Annotated in this window: 24 protein-coding genes and 1 riboswitch; of the genes, 4 read left to right on the top strand and 20 right to left on the bottom strand. The window is 74.1% G+C overall.

Annotation, left to right across the window (positions count from 1 at the left end):
- Positions 1-89 precede the first annotated feature (89 nt).
- Both ABD665_RS21270 and ABD665_RS21265 read left to right on the top strand, forming a co-directional pair.
- Positions 90-563 (top strand): hypothetical protein, encoded by a 474-nt coding sequence (locus ABD665_RS21270; RefSeq protein WP_204912917.1) that lies wholly within the window; start codon positions 90-92, stop codon positions 561-563.
- Between the two features lie 70 nt (positions 564-633).
- Complete coding sequence (locus tag ABD665_RS21265; RefSeq protein ID WP_204912918.1) at positions 634-1,248, top strand: dihydrofolate reductase family protein; 615 nt, start codon at positions 634-636, stop codon at positions 1,246-1,248.
- Between the two features lie 108 nt (positions 1,249-1,356).
- Here the strand turns inward: ABD665_RS21265 and aqpZ are convergent, their stop codons facing one another.
- From aqpZ to ABD665_RS21245, 4 genes are all read right to left on the bottom strand, one after another.
- Positions 1,357-2,139, bottom strand: a complete 783-nt coding sequence (gene aqpZ, locus ABD665_RS21260) for an aquaporin Z (RefSeq protein WP_204912919.1) — start codon at positions 2,137-2,139, stop codon at positions 1,357-1,359.
- A 103-nt stretch (positions 2,140-2,242) separates the two neighbouring features.
- Positions 2,243-3,694 carry a mechanosensitive ion channel domain-containing protein gene (locus ABD665_RS21255; protein WP_204912920.1) on the bottom strand — a complete coding sequence of 484 codons (1,452 nt, stop codon included), beginning with the start codon at positions 3,692-3,694 and terminating at the stop codon, positions 2,243-2,245.
- Positions 3,687-5,858: an adenylate/guanylate cyclase domain-containing protein gene (locus ABD665_RS21250; protein WP_204912921.1), complete on the bottom strand. Its 2,172-nt coding sequence runs from the start codon at positions 5,856-5,858 to the stop codon at positions 3,687-3,689. Before ABD665_RS21250 ends, ABD665_RS21255 begins: the two co-directional genes overlap by 8 nt.
- 66 nt (positions 5,859-5,924) lie before the next feature.
- Positions 5,925-6,368 (bottom strand): hypothetical protein, encoded by a 444-nt coding sequence (locus tag ABD665_RS21245; protein ID WP_204912922.1) that lies wholly within the window; start codon positions 6,366-6,368, stop codon positions 5,925-5,927.
- 230 nt (positions 6,369-6,598) lie between these two features.
- On the opposite strand from ABD665_RS21245, the gene ABD665_RS21240 reads away from it, so the two are divergent.
- Positions 6,599-9,349, top strand: a complete 2,751-nt coding sequence (locus ABD665_RS21240; RefSeq protein WP_204912923.1) for an AAA family ATPase — start codon at positions 6,599-6,601, stop codon at positions 9,347-9,349.
- 3 nt (positions 9,350-9,352) lie between these two features.
- Here ABD665_RS21240 and ABD665_RS21235 read toward each other — a convergent pair whose 3' ends face one another.
- The 5 genes from ABD665_RS21235 to ABD665_RS21215 form a co-directional block, all read right to left on the bottom strand.
- On the bottom strand, positions 9,353-10,138 hold the full coding sequence (locus ABD665_RS21235; protein ID WP_425562199.1) for a TrmH family RNA methyltransferase: 786 nt from the start codon (positions 10,136-10,138) through the stop codon (positions 9,353-9,355).
- 8 nt (positions 10,139-10,146) lie between these two features.
- Positions 10,147-10,533 carry a 50S ribosomal protein L20 gene (gene rplT, locus ABD665_RS21230; protein ID WP_204912924.1) on the bottom strand — a complete coding sequence of 129 codons (387 nt, stop codon included), beginning with the start codon at positions 10,531-10,533 and terminating at the stop codon, positions 10,147-10,149.
- 74 nt (positions 10,534-10,607) lie between these two features.
- Positions 10,608-10,808 (bottom strand): 50S ribosomal protein L35, encoded by a 201-nt coding sequence (gene rpmI, locus ABD665_RS21225; protein WP_204912925.1) that lies wholly within the window; start codon positions 10,806-10,808, stop codon positions 10,608-10,610.
- Between the two features lie 116 nt (positions 10,809-10,924).
- Complete coding sequence (gene infC / locus ABD665_RS21220; RefSeq protein WP_344743066.1) at positions 10,925-11,596, bottom strand: translation initiation factor IF-3; 672 nt, start codon at positions 11,594-11,596, stop codon at positions 10,925-10,927.
- 372 nt (positions 11,597-11,968) lie between these two features.
- Positions 11,969-12,550 (bottom strand): SseB family protein, encoded by a 582-nt coding sequence (locus tag ABD665_RS21215; protein WP_204912927.1) that lies wholly within the window; start codon positions 12,548-12,550, stop codon positions 11,969-11,971.
- A 94-nt stretch (positions 12,551-12,644) separates the two neighbouring features.
- Here ABD665_RS21215 and ABD665_RS21210 point away from each other — a divergent pair, with 94 nt between their 5' ends.
- Positions 12,645-13,136 carry a hypothetical protein gene (locus ABD665_RS21210; protein WP_204912928.1) on the top strand — a complete coding sequence of 164 codons (492 nt, stop codon included), beginning with the start codon at positions 12,645-12,647 and terminating at the stop codon, positions 13,134-13,136.
- Here ABD665_RS21210 and ABD665_RS21205 read toward each other — a convergent pair.
- From ABD665_RS21205 to ABD665_RS21155, 11 genes are all read right to left on the bottom strand, one after another.
- The gene (locus ABD665_RS21205) at positions 13,114-13,617 is read right to left on the bottom strand and encodes a PH domain-containing protein (RefSeq protein ID WP_204912929.1); all 504 of its coding nucleotides are present in this window, start codon (positions 13,615-13,617) and stop codon (positions 13,114-13,116) included. The two genes, ABD665_RS21210 and ABD665_RS21205, sit on opposite strands and share 23 nt — an antisense overlap.
- Before the next feature lie 5 nt (positions 13,618-13,622).
- On the bottom strand, positions 13,623-14,468 hold the full coding sequence (gene hisG, locus ABD665_RS21200) for an ATP phosphoribosyltransferase (RefSeq protein ID WP_204914737.1): 846 nt from the start codon (positions 14,466-14,468) through the stop codon (positions 13,623-13,625).
- Positions 14,469-14,591: 123 nt separating this feature from the next.
- Positions 14,592-14,858 carry a phosphoribosyl-ATP diphosphatase gene (locus ABD665_RS21195; RefSeq protein ID WP_204912930.1) on the bottom strand — a complete coding sequence of 89 codons (267 nt, stop codon included), beginning with the start codon at positions 14,856-14,858 and terminating at the stop codon, positions 14,592-14,594.
- Positions 14,859-14,953: 95 nt separating this feature from the next.
- Entirely contained in the window at positions 14,954-15,661 is a 708-nt protein-coding gene (gene pnuC, locus ABD665_RS21190; RefSeq protein ID WP_204914739.1) for a nicotinamide riboside transporter PnuC, read from the bottom strand.
- 92 nt (positions 15,662-15,753) lie between these two features.
- A riboswitch (FMN riboswitch) is annotated at positions 15,754-15,896 on the bottom strand.
- 104 nt (positions 15,897-16,000) lie between these two features.
- The gene (gene mshC / locus ABD665_RS21185; RefSeq protein ID WP_204912931.1) at positions 16,001-17,254 is read right to left on the bottom strand and encodes a cysteine--1-D-myo-inosityl 2-amino-2-deoxy-alpha-D-glucopyranoside ligase; all 1,254 of its coding nucleotides are present in this window, start codon (positions 17,252-17,254) and stop codon (positions 16,001-16,003) included.
- A 47-nt stretch (positions 17,255-17,301) separates the two neighbouring features.
- Entirely contained in the window at positions 17,302-18,126 is an 825-nt protein-coding gene (locus ABD665_RS21180) for an SCO1664 family protein (protein WP_344743041.1), read from the bottom strand.
- A 34-nt stretch (positions 18,127-18,160) separates the two neighbouring features.
- Entirely contained in the window at positions 18,161-18,751 is a 591-nt protein-coding gene (locus ABD665_RS21175; RefSeq protein WP_204912932.1) for a DUF3090 family protein, read from the bottom strand.
- A 61-nt stretch (positions 18,752-18,812) separates the two neighbouring features.
- On the bottom strand, positions 18,813-19,541 hold the full coding sequence (locus ABD665_RS21170; RefSeq protein WP_204912933.1) for an MSMEG_4193 family putative phosphomutase: 729 nt from the start codon (positions 19,539-19,541) through the stop codon (positions 18,813-18,815).
- Between the two features lie 10 nt (positions 19,542-19,551).
- Entirely contained in the window at positions 19,552-19,938 is a 387-nt protein-coding gene (locus tag ABD665_RS21165; protein ID WP_204912934.1) for a Rid family detoxifying hydrolase, read from the bottom strand.
- Between the two features lie 67 nt (positions 19,939-20,005).
- Positions 20,006-20,545: a flavin reductase family protein gene (locus tag ABD665_RS21160; RefSeq protein ID WP_344743038.1), complete on the bottom strand. Its 540-nt coding sequence runs from the start codon at positions 20,543-20,545 to the stop codon at positions 20,006-20,008.
- A complete protein-coding gene (locus ABD665_RS21155) occupies positions 20,542-21,585 on the bottom strand; it encodes an LLM class F420-dependent oxidoreductase (RefSeq protein ID WP_204912935.1) in 1,044 nt (347 codons plus the stop codon). The genes ABD665_RS21160 and ABD665_RS21155 overlap by 4 nt, the downstream gene beginning before the upstream one ends.
- Positions 21,586-21,694 lie beyond the last annotated feature (109 nt).

Here is a 21,694-nt window from a genome sequence, read left to right as displayed (position 1 = left end):
GAAGGTTCCGGGAGGGCGCGCGACCACGTTCCGCCGCGGCCCGCCACGGCACCGGGAGCAGCGACCCCCGCGACCCCTACGCTGCCGGCGTGCGCAGCCCCGTCCTGCTCCTCTGCCTCGCGCTCGTGGGCGGAGGCGCCGCGACCGGCTGCGCGCTGGTCGGCGACCCGTGCGACGCACCGCTGACCGGCACCGCCACCTACGTCTCGGGCTCCACCCCGCCGCCCTACCACCACGAGTGGACCGTGCGGCTGGACGCCACGTCCGGGACCGTCACCTGGTCACCGGGCTACGGGTCGACCGAGGCGTGGTCGGCGACGTTCGTGCCGGACCCCGACCGGTTCGCGCGGGCCTGCCGCGACCTGCGCGACCGTGCGGACGAGGAGACGGCGGCGGGTGGCGGCACCCTGACCGTGGCGTGGACGGGCGACTCCGGCCGCCGGACACGTCTGACGACGTCGGACGCGCAGGCGGCGGAGGTCGTCCGGGCGGCCGTGCCCGCGCCGGCGTGGGCCGAGGCGCAGGGGGCGTACGAGCGTTGGCAGCAGGCGCAGCGGCGCTGAGCCCCGGACGCGGGCGGGCGAGTCCGACGCCGACCCGATGACTTCGACGACCGAGCCGGGTCGGAGGCCCATGACCACCGACTGCCACGTCTCGATCTCCCTCGACGGCTACCTCGCCGGACCCGACCAGAGCCTCGACGCCCCGCTCGGGGTGGGCGGGCAGCGGATGCACGCCTGGCACTGGCCCGGCACGGAGCCGGCGAACGAGGCCGACGCCGCGGCGACCGCGGACCTGATGACGCCGCGCGGCGCCTACGTGATGGGCCGGAACATGTTCGGACCGGTCCGCGGGCCGTGGGCCTCGTACGACGGGGAGTGGCGGGGCTGGTGGGGCGAGGAACCGCCCTACCGCGCCCCCGTCTTCGTGCTCACCCACCACGCGCACGAGCCGCTCGTGATGGCGGGCGGGACGACGTTCCACTTCGTGACCGACGGCTTCGACGCCGCGTACGCCCGGGCCCGCGAGGCGGCGGGCGACGGCGACGTCCGGGTCACCGGCGGCGCGGCCACCGTCCGGCAGGCCTTCGCCGCGGGGGTCCTTGACGAGATCACCCTGGACGTCACGCCGGTCCTGCTCGGCGCCGGGGAGCGCCTGCTGGACGGGGTCGCCGACCCCGGGCTGCGGCTCGTCGACGTCACCTGGTCCCCGGCGGCCACGCACCTGCGCTACCGCGTCGGGCGCTGAGCCGTCGGCCTCGCCGTCGAGCCCCGGACGCGCCCGAGCCTGCCGGAGGAGGTCTCCGGCAGGCTCGGGTGACGTGCGTGCGGCTCGACGGGCGAGCCGCGGTCGGGCTCAGCCCTTCTTGGCCGTGCCCACCTGCGGGTTGTTCGCCACGCCGACGTCGACGGCGCTCGGCTTGGCGCCGGTGATCGCGGCGTAGCTGGCGCCGGCGATGGCGGCACCGACGATCGGCGCGACGATGAACAGCCACACCTGGGACAGCGCGGCGGGTCCGGCGAAGATGGCCACGGCGATCGAGCGGGCCGGGTTCACCGAGGTGTTGGTGACCGGGATGCTGATCAGGTGGATCAGGGTCAGCGCGAGGCCGATGGCGATCGGGGCGAAGCCCTTGGGTGCCCGGTCGTCGGTGGCGCCGAGGATGACGTAGAGGAACGCCGCCGTCAGGACGATCTCGGTCAGCAGCGCCGCACCGAGGCCGTAGCCGCCGGGTGAGTGCGCGCCGTAGCCGTTGGAGGCGAAGCCGCTCTCGCTGGCGCTGAAGCCGGACTTGCCGCTCGCGATGATGTAGAGCACGAGCGCGGCGAGCGCACCGGCGACGATCTGCGTGACGATGTAGGGCAGGACGCCCTTCCACTCGAAGCGCTTCGCGACCGCGAGGCCGATGGTGACGGCCGGGTTGAAGTGGCCGCCGGAGACGTGGCCGAAGGCGTACGCGCCGGTCAGCACGGTGAGGCCGAACGCGAGCGCGACGCCGACGAAGCCGATGCCGAGCTGGACGCCGTCGTCGGTGAGGAACTTGGCGGCGAGCACGGCGCTGCCGCAGCCGCCGAACACGAGGCCGAAGGTGCCGAGGGCCTCGGCCCCGAGCTTGGCTCCCAGGGAGGGTTCGTTCATGGGGTGGTCCTTCTGTGGTGTGGGTGGAGCAGGTGCGGTGGAGTGTGTGAGGGACGCCGTAGGCCGTCGTGGCCATCCTGGTGCACGGCGGCGGAAGGGTGGGTCAGGCTCGCTCGGCGGCTCCTGACGTGGCCCGCCGGGAAGCGGTGTCCTCGGTCTGGGCGCGGGCGGCGTCGACCGCCTCCTTGCGCTGGTCGATCTCCTGGCCCAGCTCGCGCGCGAGCCGGTTGTCCTGGCGCACGAGGTCGGTGAGGACGTCGTAGGGGACGACCAGGACCGTCACCTCCGAGACCGCGGTGAGCGACCACGGCGTGCCGGTGCGGGTGAGGGCCGTCTGGCCGATCAGGTCGCCCGTTCCCAGGTTCAGCACGGCGAGCTCCCCGCCGAGCGGGGCGGGCACCCGGAGCGAGACGACGCCCCCGCTGACCCAGCGCATCGCGGTCGGGACCTGGCCGACGCGCTGCAGCACCTCGCCGGGCGCCCAGCGCTCGAGGTCCATCCGGGCCGCGAGCCCCTCCAGCCCGTCGGGGTCCAGCCGGAGCCGCGAGGCGGCCCGCCGCAGGAGCACCTCCACGTCGGCGGTGCTCTCGCCCTGCCAGATGTCGGCCCCGTTCAGGGCGAGGTTCGCGCGCCGGGCGGCGTACCAGAGCCGCGTCAGCAGCTCGGCGTTCGCCTCCCCGCTGTCCGCGAAGGTGACGAGCGGGACCGACGTGGCGTACGTGCCGGCGCCGGTCCGCACCGTGCTCGGCTCGTGCCCGGGGGCCAGCCGCGGCAGGCCGCGGGCCACCTCGTTGCACAGGTCGATCACGTCGCGCGGCGGGTCGTTCTCGGTGAACGTCACCGCGACCGTCTCCACGTAGTGCGTCGTCGGACGGCTCAGGTTGGTGAACGCCCCCTCGGCGAGCGAGGAGTTCGGGACGATCTGGATGCCGTTGTCGACCTCGATGTGCACGGCGCGCCAGTTGACCCCGACGATGCGGCCGCGGACCTTGCCGTACTCGATCCAGTCGCCGAGCTGGAAGGGCTGCTCGAACAGCAGCAGCAGTCCCCCGACGATCGAGCCGAGGGCGTTCTGCAGGATCAGGCCGAGGACGATCGAGGTCACGCCGAGGGCGGCGAACAGACCGCCGACGTCGGCGCCCCAGACCACGGACAGCAGCACCGCCAGCCCGACGCCGATGATGATGATGCGGACGATGTCGATGAAGATCGACGGCATCCGGCCGCGCCACGACGCCGCCGAGGCGTTCAGGAACAGCGCGGTGTTGAGCCCCGACAGCACGAACACGAGCACCATCAGCCCGAGCACGGTCGCGGTGATCTTGACGACCCCGCCCTCGTTGGAGACGACCGTGTTGGGGATCTGGGTGAGCAGCACCAGCAGCGCGCCCACGGGCAGGATGAACGCCCGGAGCAGGCGTACGGGCCGGGCCATCGAGCTGCGCCGACGGACCAGCCGGGCCTCGACCTCGGTCAGGACGATGGTCAGCACGGGCAGGCCGACGACGACCAGGACCGCCCAGGCGAACCAGGGCTGCTGCGTCAGGTCAGACACGGGCACCCACCTCCAGGCGCCAGACGCCCTCGCTGCCGGACTTCGTCGACACGTCTCCGGCCGGGGTGAAGGCGTACGCGTCGCGCACGCGCTGGTGCACCGCCTCGGTGAGGTAGATGCCGGGCTCGCTGTTCGCGGACTGCGCCCGGAAGGCGAGGTTCACGCTGTCGCCCCACAGGTCGTAGATGGCCGCGCCGCCGACGAGGCCGCTGGTCACCGACCCGGAGTCGATCCCGACGCGCAGGCCGAGCTGCACGCCGTGCTGGGCGCCGAAGAGCTGGACGGCCGACCACATCTCCTGCGCGAAGTCGACCGAGCGGAGCGCGTGGTCCACCCGTGGCACCACGAGCCCGCAGCTCGCGATGTAGCCCGAGCGGAGCACCCGGACCTTCTCGACGCCGGTGCGTTCCGCCGCGCGGTCGAAGCTGGCGACGAGCTCGTTCAGCAGGCCGACGCCGGCCTCGACGTCGCGGCCCCGGCCCAGGTCGTCGAGGTTGTCGATGGTGGCGTAGAGCACCGACACGTCGGTGTGCTCCTGGGCGATGTTCGTCTCGCCGGTGCGGTAGCGCTCGGCCACGGCGGCCGGCATCAGGGTGGACAGCAGCCGGTCGTTCTCGGCCATCTCGGCGTCGAGCAGCTCCTGCTTGGTGCTGAGGCTGGAACCCATGTCGTTGAACGCCGTCGCGAGGTCGGCGAACTCGTCGGTTCCCCGCGTCTCGACCCGGGCGTCCAGGTCGCCGCCGGCCACCTTGCGCACCCCGGCCAGCAGCCGGTCGACCGGGCGGGTGAACACGCGGGCCAGCACGAGCGACGCGAGGGTGATCACCAGGACGATGCCCAGCGTGGTCAGCCCCAGCGTCCGCAGCAGGTTGCTGACGGGTCGCAGCGCCTCCTCCTCGTCGATCTGGGAGACCACGGCCCAGTTGATGCCGTTGACCGCGACCGGGGCGTACGAGGTCAGCACCCGCCGGCCCAGGTAGTCGGTCTCGACCGAGGTCCCGGTCTGCCCGCGCAGCGCGGCCTGCGCGCCCGGGGAGTCGACGCTCTGGCGCAGCACCGGGTTCTTGTCGGCGACGATGCGGTCGGCGAGCTCGGGCGGGGTGCCCTGGTCGACCACGGCCGCCCGGTAGGCCGCGGGGTCCTCCTCCAGCAGCCGCGAGGTGGACCGGAGCGTGCCGTCGGGACCGACGAGGTAGCTCTCCCCGGTCCGTCCGAGGCCGGTCTGGGCCCACTGCCCGTTCGACGTCATGACGTTGTTGATGTTCTCGCCGGGCAGCTGGACGACGAGGACCCCGGTGAGCCGGCCGTCCACCCCGATCGGCGAGAGCCCGAAGCCGACCGGTGCGTCGTACGAGGGCGCGTACGGCTCGAAGTCGACCAGGTTGATGGCGTTGACCGTGTTCGAGCGCAGCACCTCGCGGTACGCGTCCTCCAGCCCGGAGCCCTTGTAGGGCCCGGTCAGCAGGTTCGTGCCGAGGTCGGTCCCCTTGTAGGCGGTGTAGACGACGTTGCCCTCGGTGTCGACGAGCATCGCGTCGTCGAAGCCGTTCTGCTCGACCACCTGGCGGAAGAAGCCGTGGTAGCGCGCGTGGTCGGCCGACCAGGCCGACCCGTCGCCCGCGTCGTCGACCTTGATCGCCGCGTCGAAGTCGCCCTTGGCGGGGACGGTGTAGCGCGACTGGAGGTAGCGCGCGGCGTCGTCGGTGGGCTCGAAGCTCTGCGCGGTCACCTCGCCGTCGGTGTTCTTCTGCAGCTCGGGCAGGAAGGTGTCGGCGTAGTAGGCGTCGAGCGCGGCCTGCTCCGACGCCGAGGTCGTGCGGCCCCGCAGGGCGGCGAAGTCCCGGGTGAAGGCCGTCATCGCCGAGGTGGCGGTCAGGTTGCCGCTGTTCAGCACCGACGAGCGGCTGAGCCCCGCGAAGGTGGACTGGATCTGCCGCGTCCGCGCGTCGCGGATCGACGTGAGCTGCTGCGTCGCCTGGTCGGTGAGGGCGCGGCTCGAGGAGCGGTAGGCGAAGTAGCTCGCGGCGAGGATCGACAGGATGCTGACCACGAGCAGCATCGCCAGCAGCTTGGAGCGGATGCTCATCCGGCCCCACAGGAACGTGCGCCGCCGCCGGGGCGGACGGGCGGACAGGGCGGGGGTGGGGGCGTTCTCGCTGGACACGGGGGCTCCGGTTCGGTGGTGGCGTGCGGCCGGGTGCGGGGGCAGGCGGCGGGGGGTCGACCGGGCTCAGCCGGACGCCGGGTCCGTCGGGGGTGGACCGACCGGCAGGGCCCGCCGCTCGTGGACGACCAGCCGCTGGTCGTGGAACGGGCGGGCGACGAGGCGGACGGACAACCGCTCGAAGGCGGCCGCGCCCCGGCGGAGCGCCTCCGGCCCGCAGAGCTCGAACGCCGTCACCGCCAGCTCTCCCGAGCGGTGGCCCAGGTCGATCAGGTCGGCGTGGGTCGACACCCCGTGCACCGCGCGGTCGAGCGCGTAGACGACGAGCGTCGCCGGGGTCGCCGTCCCCAGGTCGACGCCGAGGATGATCCAGGTGGCCGGGTCCAGCCCGGCGGCCTCGTAGAGGCTGGGTCCGGTGGCGTCGGGACCCGACTCGTCGGCCGCCGCGGTGCCGACGAAGTCGTTCCACGACGCCAGCGCAGGGCCGAGCTCCCCGACGGATGTCGCCACGGCTCCTCCTGGTCCCGGTCCTGCTCCCCCGGACGTGCCGGCCGACCCCGTCCGGGACCAGAAGTTAGGGCCGGCGGACGTGCAGTCCCGCTCGGCGCACCGTCGTGCGGGGACGTGCGGAAGTTCAGGCGGGTTCCGTACGGATAACGTGCGGGTTCGGGTGCTGCCCTGCATCCGGACGAGGCGCCTCGTCCGAAGGGGATCCAGGCGCAGGTGGTCCGAGGAGGCGCATGGTCGGGGGCGGGGGCAGCACCGGCGTGTTCGTGGGCCGGTCCGACGAGCTGGCGCGGGTGCGCGAGGTCGCGCGTGGGCGGGGCGCCGTCGGGCGCACGCTCGTCGTCGCGGGCGCCCCGGGTGCCGGCCGGACGACCCTGCTGCGGGAGGCCTTCCGGGCCTTCGAGGGCGACCTCATCTGGGTCACGGGGAGCAGCAGCAGCGGCGCCGAGCCCTGGGCCGCGGCGCGCAACGCCGGGGCCGCGGTCCGGTCCGTCGAGGACTTCGCCCGGTCGGGCAGCACGGAGATCGTGACCCGGGGGGTGCAGGACGGGGTCGCTCCGAACGAGCTCGGGCGCCAGATGACCGAGCGCTACCGGGCGATGCCCCACCGGGACCGTCCCGTGGTCGTCGTCGCGGACGACTTCCACCGCTGCGACCCGTTCTCGCTCGAGCTGCTGGTCTTCCTCGCGCACCGCAACCACACGTTCGACGTCTCCTACGTCCTCGCCTGCCCGGACCACGCCCTGCCCGACGACGCCCGCGACCTCGACCGGCTCGACCTGGACGGGCTGGGCTCCGAGCAGACCCGGGTCGCGCTGGGCGCCTGGACCGGGTTCGCGGTGCCGGCTCCCGTCGCCGGCGACCTGCGGCACCGCACGGACGGCAACCCGCTCGTGCTGCGCGAGGCCGCCGAGCACCTCGACCGCGAGCAGCTCGAGGGGCGCCGGGCCCTGCCGGTGCGGCTGACGGCGACGGCAGCGAGCCTCGGCGCCGTCGCTCCCGTCCTGGGTCGGCTCGAGCCCGAGGAGCTGCGCACCCTGGCCTGCTTCGGCCTCGGCGGGCCGATGCCGACCGTCGTGCTGGACCGCGTGGGCGGGCCGGGCCCCGTGGGGTCGCTGCTCGACCGGCACCTCCTCGAGGCCGTGCCCGGCGGCTACCGCCCGAGCCGCACCTCCCTCGGCTGGCTGGCCGAGGCCGCGCTGCCCCCGGCGGTGCGCCGCAGCCTCGCGACGACGCTCGCCGACGCTTGGTCCGCCGTGGCCCCCATACGGTCCGCGCTGCACGCCGCCGACGGGGACGCGACCAGCGACGAGGTCGTCACCACGGGTCGCCGCGCGCTGGCCGGCGCCGCCCCGGGGTCGGACGACGGCCAGGCCGAGGCGCTCGCCTGGGCCGTCGTCGGGCACGCCGACCCGCCCACGACCCACGACTGGCTGGAGCTCACCGCCCGGGCCGAGCGCGCCGGGCACCTGCTCGACGCCCGCGACGCCTTCGAGCAGGCCGTGCGCGCCCTGGGCGTCGACGAGCCCGACCTGTCGGACCTGACCCGCTGGCGGGGGTTCCTGAGCCAGGTGGCCGACGACCGCACGCTCGCCGTCCCCTCGACCAAGCTCCTCTCCGCGCTCGAGCTCGTCTCCCCCGCGGTCGTCTTCGAGACGATGACCCGGACGGCGTGGAACAGCCTGCTGGTCGGTGCCCACGCGCAGGCGCGGACCTACCTCGACCGGGCGCGGCAGGCCAGCCGGGCGGCCCGGGCCGGCGACCGGGCCCTGTGGCGGCTGGTCGAGGTGGGCTGGCAGCGCACGAGCGGGGCGGCGCGGGCGGAGACGCTGCGCGAGGCGGCGCTGCGCTGGCGCGACTCGTCGGTGGACCGCAGCTGGTACGACGACTTCCTGCTCGTGACCGTCCTGCTCGAGGCGGGCGCCCACGCGGAGGCGCGCCAGCAGCTCTTCGAGGCGGCGAGCACCCACCGCGACGCCGGCCGGCACGCCGCCTACTTCCTCGCCGCCGCGCGGCTCCAGCTCGAGGTGGCCACCTGGCAGGTACGGACCGCGCTGCGCAGCGCCGTCGAGCTCGAGGCGCTCGCGCTGCCGGGACCGCTGCACGTACGCGGCCTGGACCCCGCCCTCGTCCGGCTCGAGACCCTCGCCGGGCTGCCCGACGGCACCCTCCATGACGGGGAGGACGTGCACGGGTCGGAGGTGCCCGCGCTGGAGCGCGCCCACGCGGAGCGCCGTCTCGTCGAGGGCCGCTACGCGGAGGCCGTGGTCGGGCTGGAGTCGCTGGTGCGCCGGCAGCCCCCGCTGCCGCCCGAGCAGCGCTGGCTCGTGCTCGCCGACCTCGTGGAGGCGCAGGTCGCGCAGGGCGACCTGGCGTCCGCCCAGCAGGCGCACGCCGCGGCCGGCCTGCCGGAACCCACCGGACCCGCGACGAGCGCGGCGGCGGCCCGGGCGGCCGGACTGGTGGCCTCCTCGCTGGAGGCGCGGCCGGCCTTCGCCCGCGCGCTCGCGGCCTCGGGTTCCGAGGACGGCCTGGTCGAGCGCGCCCGGACCCTCCTGGCCCTCGCGCGCCGGCTGGGGCCGACCTCCGCCGGACCGGAGGCGGAGCAGGTCCGCCACGACGCGGCGCTGCACTTCGCGCACCTGGGCCTGGAGGGTTGGCACCGCCACGCGCTGGCGCTGGAGTGGATCACGCCGCCCGCCGACGCGCAGGGCCAGCTGCTGAGCAGCGTGCTGGACGACCACGAGGCACGGATCGTCTCGCTGCTGCTGCTCGGGAAGAAGAACCGCGAGGTCGCCGACCGTCTCTACGTCTCCCTGCGGAGCCTGGAGAAGTCCCTCACCCGGATCTACGCGACGCTCGGCGTCACGTCCAAGGCGCAGATGCTCGCCCTCGTCCGCGCGGGCGGGACGCCGGGCACGTCGCGGCCGGCCGCCGCGGCCCGCACCGGAGAGGAGCAGCCGGCCGAGGAGCAGGCCGGCTGACGGTCAGGCCTCGTGCTGGGCCGTGGCCGTCGTGTAGAGGCAGACGGCGGCGGCCGTCGCGAGGTTCAGGCTCTCGGCCGCCCCGTAGAGCGGGACCCGGACGACGCGGTCGGCCAGGGCGCGGTCCTGCTCGGGCATCCCCCACGCCTCGTTCCCGAACAGCCACAGCGTGGGTCGGGCGAGGTCGCCGGTACGGGCCAGGGTCGAGAGCTCGACGTCGCCGGAACCGTCGGCGGCGAGGACCTGGAGGCCGGCGTCGTGCGCGGCCCCGACGACGGCGGCCAGGTCGGCGCCGACGGTGACGGGCAGGTGGAAGAGGCTGCCGACGCTCGCGCGGACGGTCTTGGGGTTGGTGAGCTCCACGGAACCTGCGCTCAGGACCACGCCGTCCGCCCCGAAGGCGTCGGCGCAGCGGACGACCGTCCCGGCGTTGCCGGGGTCCCGGACCTGCACGCAGCAGACGAGCAGTCGGGCGCCCGCCCGGACGACGTCGGCCAGGGCCACGTCGACCCGGCGGCAGACCGCGACCACCCCCTGCGGGGTGACGGTGTCGGTGAGGGCGGCGAGGTCGCGCCCCTCGAGCTCGCGGGGGGCCAGGCCCAGGCTGGTCGCCAGCCCGACGAGCTCGGTGAGCCGGTCGGCGGCCGAAGGGTCGACGTAGAGGTCGGTGACGACCCCGGCGTGCAGGGCCTCGCGAACCGCCTGCGGTCCCTCGGCGAGGAACAACCCGGCCGTCTCACGGTCCTTGCGGCGACGGAGACGACCGGGTTGCGGACGTGCTGGAGGCAGGGTGTGCCTCAGGCCGCGGTGGTGGCGGCCGGGGTCTCGGCGGGCGCAGCCGCCTTGGCCACGGCGACCAGCGCGGCGAACGCCGGGGCGTCCGACACGGCCAGCTCGGCGAGCATCTTGCGGTCGACCTCGACACCGGCGGTCTTCAGACCGGCGATGAAGCGGTTGTAGGTCATGCCCTCCGCGCGGGCCGCAGCGTTGATGCGCTGGATCCAGAGCTTGCGGAAGTCGCCCTTGCGGGCGCGGCGGTCGCGGTACGCGTAGACGAGGGAGTGGGTGACCTGCTCCTTCGCCTTGCGGTAGAGCCGCGAGCGCTGACCGCGGTAGCCGGACGCCTGCTCGAGGACCTCACGGCGCTTCTTGTGCGCGTTGACTGCGCGCTTGACGCGTGCCATCGGTGTTCCTTACTGAAGTGGGGCCGGGCCTCGAGGTCTCGGGCGTCCGGCGGGAGGTGGGAAGAGGGGCAGCGTCAGCTGCGGCGACCGAGCATCTTGCGCACGCGGGCGGCGTCACCCGGGGCCAGCTCCGCGTCGCCGGTCAGGCGGCGGGTCTGCGAGGTCGGCTTGTGCTCGTTGAGGTGCATCTTGCCGGCCTTGCGGTGCATGACCTTGCCGGTGCCCGTGAACCGGAACCGCTTCTTGGCACCGGAGTGCGTCTTCATCTTCGGCATCTGCCGCTCCATCTCTTCCCTCACCCGCCGGGGCGGGCGTGTCACGTCCCGCCGGGGGGCTGCCCCCGGCGGGTCCTGCTGGTGGTGCTCGTCGTGCGTCGGGCTCGGGGCCTGACTCAGACGTCGATGTCGGGGTCCATGTTGTCGGCGGGACCACGACGGCGCGGGGCCGACGGCTGCGCGGCGTGCTGCGCACGCTGCTCGGCCGCGGCCTGCTCGTCGGCCGCGGCGTTCTCGGCACGCGCCGCCATGCGGGCCTCGCGCTCGGCCGCGATGTCGACCTTGGCCTCGGTCTTCTTCTTGTGCGGACCCAGCACCATGATCATGTTGCGCCCGTCCTGCTTGGGCGAGGACTCCACGAAACCGAACTCGTCGACGTCGGCGGAGAGCTTCTTGAGCAGGTTGTAGCCCAGCTCGGGACGGGACTGCTCACGACCGCGGAACATGATCGTGATCTTGACCTTGTCCCCACCCTTGAGGAACCGCACGACGTGACCCTTCTTGGTCTCGTAGTCGTGCACGTCGATCTTCGGGCGGAGCTTCATCTCCTTGATGATCGTATTCGTCTGGTTGCGACGGCTGTCCCGCGCCTTCTGCGCGTTCTCGTACTTGAACTTGCCGTAGTCCATGAGCTTCGCGACCGGCGGGCGGGCCATCGGCGCGACCTCGACCAGGTCGAGCTCGGAGTCGGTGGCCAGCTGCAGCGCAGTCTCGATCTTCACGATCCCGACCTGCTCACCCGCGGGTCCGACGAGGCGGACCTCGGGGACGCGGATGCGGTCGTTGATTCGCGGTTCGGTGCTGATATGTCCTCCAGTTGTGGTGGTGCTCTGGTCTTCGTCCGAGGCGGTCGATCGTCCGTGCTGGCGCCGACCCGGGCCCTGGACGGATCCGCAGAGACGAGAAAAGGGTCCTCGCCCGTGAGCGAAGACCCTGAACACCACAGCGACCGGCGGGTACGCCGGCGGCGATGGACCGACCCGACCACCACGCTCTCGGCAGGGCCCAGAGGGGTCGTACGGGTGGGAGATCAGGTCTCCGCTTGCGGATCCGACGCGTACGCCAGATCGGTCGGCACCGATGCTATCACCGGCGACGGCGTCCGGGCACGTTCGTCCCGGGGCCTCCGACGCAGGGTTCAACGCCTGCGGGGCGGCGCGCTATTCCGCGGCGGGACCGGGACCGGGGCCGGGCGCCTCGACCGACGGGTCGTCCACGGGCACGGCCCAGCCGAACTCCTCCGGCTCCAGCTCCACCAGGCGGTGGCCGGCGGCGAGCGCCGCCAGCACCTCGCCCTCGATGGCGAGCGGGTGGGGACCGGCGACGTCGACGAGCACCGTGCCCACCTGCTCGGCCCGGGCCGTCTGCGCGGCGAGGTCGAGGGTGACCGGCACCGGCCGTGCGTCGGCCCGCCAGGCCTTGAGCGCGTCCAGCCCGGTGAAGCCGAGCATCGCCCGCCGGCCGTCGCCGGACTCGAGCATGACCACGGCCATGTCCGCCTCCTTGTCGGAGGAGAGCCCGCCGGTGGTGGTGCCCACCCGGGTCGCCGTCGCGACGACGGGGACGAGGACACGGGTCGTGCACAGCGCCGCCACGGCGCGCAGGTAGGTGGTCGTCCCGGGTTCGCGGACCGCCGCGGCGAGGGCGCGGCGGGTGGCCGGGTCGGCCAGCCCGTCGTCGCCGGGGAAGGGCGAGGGGGCCAGGGTGCGCTCGAGGTGCGGCGGGTGCTGGGCGTCGGGCATGCGGGCCACCGTACGTGGGCCGGCGGGTGCGTCCCAGGGTCCGGCCCGTGCTGTCCCCGATGCCTCCGGCCCCTCCCGGTGGCAGGCTGGGAGGATGCCCGCCGCGGACGTCGTCCTCCTGCCCCTCTGCATCGGCCTCGGCCTCGTGGGGGTGGTGGTCGCCCTGATCGCCTTCACCCGCGGCCGGCGCGGACGCGCGCTCCAGGGCCTCGCGTTCGCCGTCGGGGTGGTGGCCCTCTACCTGACGGGCCTGCTGCGCCTCGTCTGGGACGCCGTCGTCGCGGTCGTGCGCTGGGCGACCGGCAACGTCTTCGACCTCACGGCGTGGATCGGGTTCGGCGCGCTCGCGCTGGCCGTCGTGCTCTGGGTCGTCGGCGGGATCGTGGCCCGGCGGACCCGGCGTCGCACCAAGGCCGAGGCGGCCGACGCGAAGGGCCAGCCCCGCGTCGGGACCGGCCCGGCCGCTCCCGCCGGTCGGGCACCGGCCAAGGCTCAGCCCGCCGGTCGGGCCCCCGCCCAGAAGCCGGCGCAGGACGACGACATGGCCGAGATCGAGGCCCTGCTCAAGTCGCGCGGGATCCAGTAGCGCGGGCCGCGGCCAGGCGGCGGCGCAGCTCGTCGACCGCCTGCTGCGCGTACGCGCCGTCGCCGGCCTGGATGCCGACGAGGAAGCGCTTCTGCGTGTCGAGGTCTGCGGTGAACTCCTCGTCCGGCGCGTCGGCCGGCCGCAGCAGCGCGAAGGCCCAGGCGTCGCCGGGACGCAGCACGATGCGGTGGACCTGCGACCACGGGTGACGGTGGACCCGGAGCCCGTTGCGGACGCGGAGGCCGTCGGCGTCCGCGCGGACGGAGCTCGCCGCCACGCCGAGGACGACGAGCACCAGCACCCCGAGGAACCCGAGCAGCGTGAGCAGCTGCGAGACGGTGAACAGCACCCGGATCTCGCGCGGCAGCGCGAACCACCCGTAGAAGGTCAGCGCGACGAGCGCGACCGCCACCACGGCCCCGACGACCCGCAGCCGCCGCGGCTTGAACACGACGGGCCGGACCGGCACGGGCGTGGGCACGGGGCTCAGAACCGGCAGGCGGCGATGTCGGTGACGAGGATGGCGCGGGCGCCGATGCCCCACAGGTCGTCCATCACCTGCTGCGCGTCGCGCCGCGGGACCAGGGCCCGGACGGCCTTCCAGCCCTCGCGGGCCAGCGGCGAGACCGTCGGGCCCTCGAAGCCCGGGGTGATCGCGCAGGCGTCGTCGATCACGGTGTCGGAGACGTCGTAGTCCATCATCACGTAGTTCCGCGCGATGAGGACGCCGTTGAGGCGGCGCTCCAGCCCCTCGAGCCCGTCGGGCACCGGTGCCTCACGCCGGCGGATGAGGACCGCCTCGCTGAGCAGCAGCGGTTCGCCGAACAGCTCGAGCCCGGCCTGGCGGAGCGTCGTCCCGGTCTCGACCACGTCGGCCACGACGTCGGCGACCCCGAGCCGGATCGCGGTCTCGACCGCGCCGTCCAGCGAGATCAGCCGGGCGGTCACGCCGCGCTCGGCGAGGTAGCCGCCGACGAGGCCCGCGTACGAGGTGGCGATGCGGAGGCCCTGCAGCGACGGCACGTCGAGCCCGCTGCCAGCGGGGGCGGCGAAGCGGAAGCGGCTGCGGCCGAAGCCGAGCGGCAGCACCTCGGTGACGGGGGCCTGGGAGTCGAGGAGCATGTCGCGGCCGGTGATGCCGACGTCGAGGGTGCCCTCCCCCACGTAGACGGCGATGTCGCGCGGGCGGAGGTAGAAGAACTCGACGCCGTTCGCCTCGTCCAGCAGGACGAGCTCCTTGGTGTCCGTCCGCTGCCGGTAGCCGGCCTCGCGCAGCATGGCCGACGCGGACTCCGACAGGGCGCCCTTGTTGGGGACCGCCACGCGGATCAGGCGGCGTGCACCGTCGGTCCCGCCGTCGGCTCCACGGTCTGCCGCTCGTTCCGGGGTGCCCAGGCTCGTCACGGCGTCATCCTAGGTGGGCGCCCGGGAGCGGGCCCCGGCTTCTCAGGGCGGTCAGAGGTGCGAGTAGACGTCCTCGAGCGAGAGGTCGAGGGCGATCATCATGACCTGCAGGTGGTAGAGCAGCTGGCTGATCTCCGTCGCCGCCTCGTCGCGCGACTGGTGCTCGGCCGCCATCCAGACCTCGGCGGCCTCCTCGACGACCTTCTTGCCGATCTCGTGCACCCCGGCGTCGAGCCGGGCCACGGTCGACGAGCCGGGCTCGCGCGCAGCCGCCTTGGCCTGCAGCTCGGCGAACAGGGCATCGAAGGTCTTCGTCACGGTGGGCAACCCTAGTGGCGCACGCCGCCCGCTCGAACTCCTGACGCGGGAACCGCACCAGAGGTGGTTCCCGCGTCAGAAGTTCTGCAGAGGGTTCAGCCGACCGTCTCGATGACCGGGTCGGCGACGCCGGCCTCGTCGGCGCGGCGGCCCTCCCGCTCCAGGCGGAGCCAGGAGACGAAGCCGACGATGCAGAAGGCCCCGTAGACGACGTACATGATCGCGGAGGGGTAGTAGCCGGCGACCAGGAGCAGCGGCACGCCGACCACGTCGACGGCGACCCACACCAGCCAGAACTCGACCCAGCCGCGCGCCATGCCGTAGGTCGCGAGGATCGAGCCCGTCAGGATCCAGGCGTCGGCCGGGGCGTTGTAGGAGTGCAGCGCGCCGAGGATGAAGTAGAAGGCCACCCACAGCACGACCGCGCCGACCAGCAGCTCGAGGCGGCCGCGCATCCCGGCCCAGCGCGGGCGGACGCCGGCGCCGCCGGCCCCGCTCTGCCGCCGGAACTGCGCCCAGCGCACCCAGCCGTAGATGCTCACGATGACGAAGAACACCTGGCGGCCGGCCTGGCCCCAGAGGTCCTCCTTGCCGGCCTCGTCGAACGGCCCGCCGAGGGCGCCGCCGACGAAGACGGTGAACAGCAGGATGTTGCCGACGATGCCCACCGGCCAGGCGGACACGCGGCGGCGCATGCCCAGGAGGGCGCTCGCGAGGCCGAACACGTTCCCGACGATCTCGCGCCAGTAGACGCCGGGCCCCCAGTCGAGCTTGGCTTCCAGCAGCCGGTTCAGCAGGTCCATCTTCGTGCTCCGCTCCGTACGCCGCGGGCGTCCGGGGTGCACAGGCACGCCCAAGCGTTCGCTCGGCTCCGAGCGGGCGCGTGGACAGGCTGCGGCGTGGTCCTCCCATCCGGACTTTCACCGTCGGTCGTGGAGTTTCACCACATCAACCGGACACGGCTCCCGGGTGGGAGCTGCGTACGGGTCGCGGACTGTCACCGCCGGCTCGGACTTTCACCGACCCCGGAACACGCGCGAGCTAGTTCAACTCGTTGCGTCAAAGCGTACGAGGTCCACGGGAACTTTCCGCCATCTGACCACCACAGAGGTGGTCAGCCGGCGGACATCTCGGCCGGAGGGCTAGAGGGTGACGCCGAGCAGCGCCTCGACGGTCTGCGCGACCAGCGCGGGTGCGTAGGCGTCGTCGTCGTCGACCGCGAGCGAGGCGTCCGCCCAGGCGTCCACGGCCGCCAGTGCCCGCGGGGCGTCGAGGTCGTCGGCGAGCGCGGCGCGCACCTCGGCCAGGACGCCGTCGGCGTTGAGGCCGCTGTCTAGGCGGACCGCCTCGCGCCAGGCCGCCAGCCGCTCCTGCGCCGCCACGAGCAGGTCCGCCGTCCACATCCAGTCGGTGCGGTAGTGCTGCGACAGCAGCGCGAGCCGGATCGCCATCGGGTCCACGCCCTCGCGCCGCAGCGCCGAGACGAACACGAGGTTGCCGCGGGACTTGCTCATCTTCTCGCCGTCCAGGCCGACCATCCCGCTGTGCAGGTAGGCGCGGGCGAACACCTCGTCCGTCGTCACCTGGCCGTCGGTCGCGCACATCTCGTGGTGCGGGAAGACCAGGTCGCTGCCGCCGGCCTGCACGTCGAAGGCCGGGCCGAGCCGGTCGAGCGCGATCGCCGTGCACTCGACGTGCCAGCCGGGCCGCCCGCGGCCGAACGGGGAGTCCCACGCGGGCTCGCCCGGCCGCTCGAGGCGCCAGACGAGGGCGTCGAGCGGGTCGCGCTTGCCGGGGCGGTCGGGGTCTCCCCCGCGCTCCGCGAAGACCGGGCGGGCCTCCTCGGGCGTCAGGTGCGACAGCGACAGGAACGTCGGGTCCGCGGCCTGCTGGAAGTAGAGGTCGGGGTGCTCGGGGTCGGTCGGGTCCTCGACGGGGTAGACGATCCCCTCGCGCTGGTGGCGCTCGATGAGGTCGACGATGAGCGGGATGGCCTCGACCGCGCCGACGTAGCTGGCCGGGGAGAGCACGTTCAGCGCCTCCATGTCCTCACGGAACAGGGCGATCTGCTCGTCGGCCAGCTCGCGCCAGCCCACCCCGTCCCGGTCGGCCCGCTCGATCAGCGGGTCGTCGACGTCGGTGACGTTCTGCACGTAGTTCACGAGCAGCCCCGCGTCGCGCCAGGCGCGGTTCAGGAGGTCGAAGGCCACGTAGGTGTTCGCGTGCCCCAGGTGGGTCGCGTCGTACGGGGTGATCCCGCAGACGTACATGCGGGCGGTGCCGTCGGTCGGCCCGACCTCGACCAGCCCCTGCACCTTCGAGTCGTACGCCCGCACGCGCACCGGGGCCTTTGCGGCGGGGAGCTCGGGAACGGGACGGGAACGCCAGGCCTGCACCCCGGCACCCTACCGGCGGGCGCGGTCCCCGCCGCGTGCGTGGACGCTCAGAAGGGCGGCCACGGGATGGAGGGCCACTGGCCGCGCGGCGGGCGCGGGAGGCGGTTCCGGTCGAGGAGCCGGTCGGCGCGACGGGTGAACACGTCGACCTCCTCGTCGTCCAGCAGCCCGACGAGCACGGCGGGCGCCTCGTCGCGGGCGCGGCGGACGAGGTCGCGCTCGGTCTCGGTCAGCTCGGTGCCGCCCCAGCCCCACAGCAGGGTGCGCAGCTTGTTCTCGACGTTGAACGTCACGCCGTGGTCGATGCCGAAGACGTGGCCCTCGCTGGAGAGGATGTGGCCGCCCTTGCGGTCGGCGTTGTTGACCAGCACGTCGAAGACGGCGAGCCGGCGCAGGGCCGGGTCGTCGGCGTGGATGACGGCGACGGCCGAGTCGTCGGCGTCGAGGCCCTCGACGCAGCGGAACCAGCCGTGCTTGGGCACCTTCCGGCTCGGCACGAGGTCGACCAGCTGCGCGACGGCGTCCTCCTCGGAGTCCACCCAGACCTGCAGCGACCCCGGGCCGAACGGGCCGTCGATGAACACCGTCACGGGCACGCAGTCGAAGCCGGCGGCGCGCGAGACCTCGTACGCGGCCACCTCGCGCCGTCCGAGCGTGTCGGTCGGGAAGTCCCACAGCGGCCGCTCGCCCTGCGTCGGCTTGTAGACGCAGAGCAGGTCGAGGCCGTCGGTGCGCAGCTGGCCGAGGAACGTGGCGTTCGACGCGGACAGCAGGCGGCCGGTGATCTCGAGCTGCTCGCGGTCCAGCCGGCCGCTCTGCAGGGGCGCGGTCAGCGCAGGGTGCCGGACGTCGGGCGTCCGCGCGGCGGTCACGGGGTCGGTCGTCTGCGGGACGTGACGCGGGCGTTCAGGAGAACAGCGCCCGGCGGTAGCCGTTGGCCCGCGGGCAGATGTGGCCCGTCGGCTCGATCGGCTGCAGGCAGAACGGGCACGGCGGCCGGCCGGCGGCCACCAGCGCCTGCGCCCGGGTCACGAACTCCCGCGCGTACGAGGCGGTGATCTTGACGACGAAGACCTCGTCGGCCTCGACCTCGTCCTCCGCGTCGGGGGTGCTCGCCGCCTCCGCCTCGGGCTCCTCGGCCTCGCGGTCGACGTTGGAGAAGAGCTCGATCACGATGCGGTCGATGCTCGGGTCCCACGCGATCGTCATCGTGCCGACGCGGAACTCCTCCGCGATCGGCGCGTCGAGGGGGTCCACGTCCTTCGCCCGGCCGGTGCTCACCGAGGAGCCGGAACCAGCCGCGCCGCGGCGCACGATCTCGTCGAGGACGCGGTCGAGGTGCTCGGCGAGCACGGAGACCTGCTGCTTCTCGCACGCCACGCTCGTGATGCGGTTGCCCTCGCGGGCCTGGAGGAAGAAGGTGCGCTCGCCCGGGGTGCCGACGGTGCCGGCGACGAACCGGTCCGGCGCGTCGTAGCGGTGCACGAGAATCGCCATGGGTCCAGCCTAGTGCGCCGCCGTCCGGCGTCCGGGCTGTCCGGCAGGCGTCGTCGGCCTGCTAGGCCTCGGCGTGCCCGCCGGCGCCGAGCCCGCCCCCGACGGCGGCGTCGTCGGCCGGGGCCGCGTCGTCCGTCGCCTTCTTGGGCGGCGGGGCGAGCAGCTTGGCCAGGTCGGCGTTCGTCGAGTTCGTCGTGACGACGTACGGGCGGGTGGCGGTGTAGCGGATGATCGACAGCGAGGCGGGGTCGACCATGATCCGCTGGAACGAGTCGAGGTGCAGGCCGAGCGCGTCGGCCAGGATCGCCTTGATCGGGTCGCCGTGCGAGACGGCCGCCCAGACGGCGTCGTCCCCGTGCTCGGCGGCGATCTGCGCGTCCCAGCGCCGGATGGTCTGCACGACCCGCGCGGACATCTCGGTCATCGACTCCCCGCCGGGGAAGCGGACCGCGGACGGCTGCGTCTGGACCGTCTTCCAGAGGTCCTCCTTGGCCAGGTCGCGCAGGGACTTCCCCGTCCAGTCGCCGTAGCCGCACTCGGTCAGGCCCTGGTCGACGGTGAGGTCGAGGCCGTCGGAGCGCGCGCCCAGCAGGGCCTGGCTGGTCTGCCTGCAGCGCCGCAGCGGCGAGCTGACGAGGGCGGCGAGCGGGACACCGGCGATCCGTTCGCCGAGCGCGCGCACCTGCGTACGGCCCAGGTCGTCGAGCTCGACGCCGGAGGAGCGGCCGGCGAGGACGCCGGCGGTGTTGGCGGACGTACGTCCGTGCCGGATGAGCAGGACAGTCGTCACGGCCTGAAGGCTAGCCGGACGGCAGCACGGCGACCGCGTCGATCGAGATCAGCAGGCCGCGGGGCAGCCGGACGTTCGCGGGCGCGGACCGGGCGGGCGGCGGGTCGGGCATGTGGCGGGCGTACACGGCGTTCAGCGCGGCGAAGTCCTCGACGTCGGCGTAGAAGATCGTCGTGCGCACGAGGTCGTCCATCGAGGCACCCGCCGCCTCGAGCACGGCGGCGAGGTTGACGAGGGCCTGCTCGGTCTGGGCCTCGATCCCCTCCGGGGCGGTGCCGGTCGCCGGGTCGATGCCGGCCGTGCCGGAGCAGAAGACGAAGCCGCCCGCCACGATCGCCTGGCTGTAGGGCCCGAGCGCCGCCGGCGCACGGGGGCTGCTGACGGCCCGCCTGGTCATGGTCGACGGTCCCGCCCCGGCGCCCCGGCGTCAAGGGTCGGCGGCGCCCGGGAGCGAGAGCGATGCGTCAGTCGGTCTCGACGGCGCGGTAGCGGCCGCGGGCGTGCGCCAGCAGGCCGGCGTCGCCGACCTCGCCGAGCTCGACGTGCTCGACCGTCGCGCGGACGAGCAGCCCCCAGCCCGCGTGGTCGGGGGCCCGGGCCACGAGCCGTGCGCCGATCCAGCCCGCGGAACCGAGCAGCACCGGTCCCCACTCCGACTCGGTCCACTCCCCCAGCCGGAAGACGCCGCCCGGCGCCGGGGCCTGCCCGGCGAAGGCGTCGGCGAGGCTGCGCTGCTCCCAGGACAGGAGGTTGACGACGACGGCGGGCTGCGCCTGCGGGTGGGTCAGCAGGTCGGCCAGGTCGCTGTCCTCGTCGACGACCCCGACGACCTCGCCGGGCTCGCCGTCGGCCACGAGGAACGACGAGACCGTCCAGCCGGCGCGGTGGCCGCGACCGAGCGCCGTCCACACGCTGACCGGCGACACCATCCGCCCGCGGAACCTGCGCAGCGGGCTGCGCCCGTCGGGCGCGTCGGCGAAGGGGTGCTCGCTGTGGATCGTCACGTGACCAGTGTCAGGGCTTCGGCGGCGACGGTGAGCGCGGCCTCGCGCTCGGCGTGGGTCGCCCCGTGCGGCGCGAGCGCGCAGGTGGTGACGCCGGCGTCCGCGAGCCGGGCGAGCCCGTCGGCGACCCGGGCACGGTCGCCGAGGAGCGAGGTGCGGTCGACGAGCGCGAACGGCACCGCGGCCGCCGCATCGCGCGGCCGTCCCGACAGGTAGAGGTCCTGCACGCGCGCGGCGGCCTCGGCGTGGCCCATCCGGACGGCGAGCGAGAAGTAGAAGTTCTGCTGGAGGCTGCCCATCCCGCCGACGTAGAGCGCGACGTACGGGCGGACGAGGTCGGCGCAGGCCTGCGGGTCGGAACCCACGGACAGCGGCACGGTCGGCACCACGTCGAAGCCGTCGAGACCGAGCCCCGCCCGTTCCCGTCCGGCGCGGACGTGCGCGAGCTGCTCGGCCGCGAAGGCGGGGTCGAAGAGCACGGCGAGCCAGCCGTCGGCGACCTCGCCGGCCAGCTCCAGGTTCTTCGGCCCGACGGCGGCGAGGTAGAGCGGCACGTGGTCGCGCACCGGCCGCAGCCCGAGGCGCAGCGCCTTGCCCGGGCCGTCGGGCAGCGGCAGCGGGTGGTGCGGCCCGGCGTGCTCCACGGTCTCGCGGGCGAGTGCGGACCGGACCACCTCGACGTACGCCCGGGTGCGGGCCAGCGGTTCCGCGAACCGGACCCCGTGCCAGCCCTCCGACACCTGCGGCCCGGAGACGCCGAGCCCGAGCCGGAACCGGCCGCCGCTCAGCAGGTCGATCGTCGCTGCGGTCATCGCCGTCATCGCCGGGCTGCGGCCCGGGATCTGCATCACGGCCGAGCCGAGGTCGATCGAGGTCGTCTGCCCCGCCAGCCAGGCCAGGACGCTCGGGCTGTCCGACGAGTACGCCTCGGCCGCCCAGACGACCGCGAAGCCGAGACGTTCCGCGTGCTGCGTCAGCGCCAGCACCTCGGCCGGATCGGCACGGCCGCTCAGGTAGCCAAGGTTGAGAGCGAGCCGCATGAGCCGAACGGTGTCATGAGGAGGGACGACCCCCCACACCCCCCGCCGACGTTCCACTCGCTGGCGCTCCCGGAACGTGAGTGCCGGCCATGAGGGGGGACGACCCCCC

Origin of the sequence: Microlunatus spumicola, from assembly GCF_039536445.1 — a bacterium.
GTDB lineage: Bacteria > Actinomycetota > Actinomycetes > Propionibacteriales > Propionibacteriaceae > Microlunatus > Microlunatus spumicola.
This window is presented reverse-complemented; position numbering and strand designations above follow the sequence as displayed.

Bases quoted from the DNA above. Each gene is read 5' to 3' on its own strand.
- rpmI (WP_204912925.1), bottom strand. From the start codon at position 10,808: ATGCCGAAGATGAAGACGCACTCCGGTGCCAAGAAGCGGTTCCGGTTC.
- ABD665_RS21240 (WP_204912923.1), top strand. From the start codon at position 6,599: ATGGTCGGGGGCGGGGGCAGCACCGGCGTGTTCGTGGGCCGGTCCGAC.
- ABD665_RS21215 (WP_204912927.1), bottom strand. From the start codon at position 12,550: ATGCCCGACGCCCAGCACCCGCCGCACCTCGAGCGCACCCTGGCCCCC.
- ABD665_RS21165 (WP_204912934.1), bottom strand. From the start codon at position 19,938: ATGACCAGGCGGGCCGTCAGCAGCCCCCGTGCGCCGGCGGCGCTCGGG.
- aqpZ (WP_204912919.1), bottom strand. From the start codon at position 2,139: ATGAACGAACCCTCCCTGGGAGCCAAGCTCGGGGCCGAGGCCCTCGGC.
- ABD665_RS21175 (WP_204912932.1), bottom strand. From the start codon at position 18,751: ATGGCGATTCTCGTGCACCGCTACGACGCGCCGGACCGGTTCGTCGCC.
- ABD665_RS21265 (WP_204912918.1), top strand. From the start codon at position 634: ATGACCACCGACTGCCACGTCTCGATCTCCCTCGACGGCTACCTCGCC.
- ABD665_RS21210 (WP_204912928.1), top strand. From the start codon at position 12,645: ATGCCCGCCGCGGACGTCGTCCTCCTGCCCCTCTGCATCGGCCTCGGC.
- pnuC (WP_204914739.1), bottom strand. From the start codon at position 15,661: ATGGACCTGCTGAACCGGCTGCTGGAAGCCAAGCTCGACTGGGGGCCC.
- rplT (WP_204912924.1), bottom strand. From the start codon at position 10,533: ATGGCACGCGTCAAGCGCGCAGTCAACGCGCACAAGAAGCGCCGTGAG.
- ABD665_RS21155 (WP_204912935.1), bottom strand. From the start codon at position 21,585: ATGCGGCTCGCTCTCAACCTTGGCTACCTGAGCGGCCGTGCCGATCCG.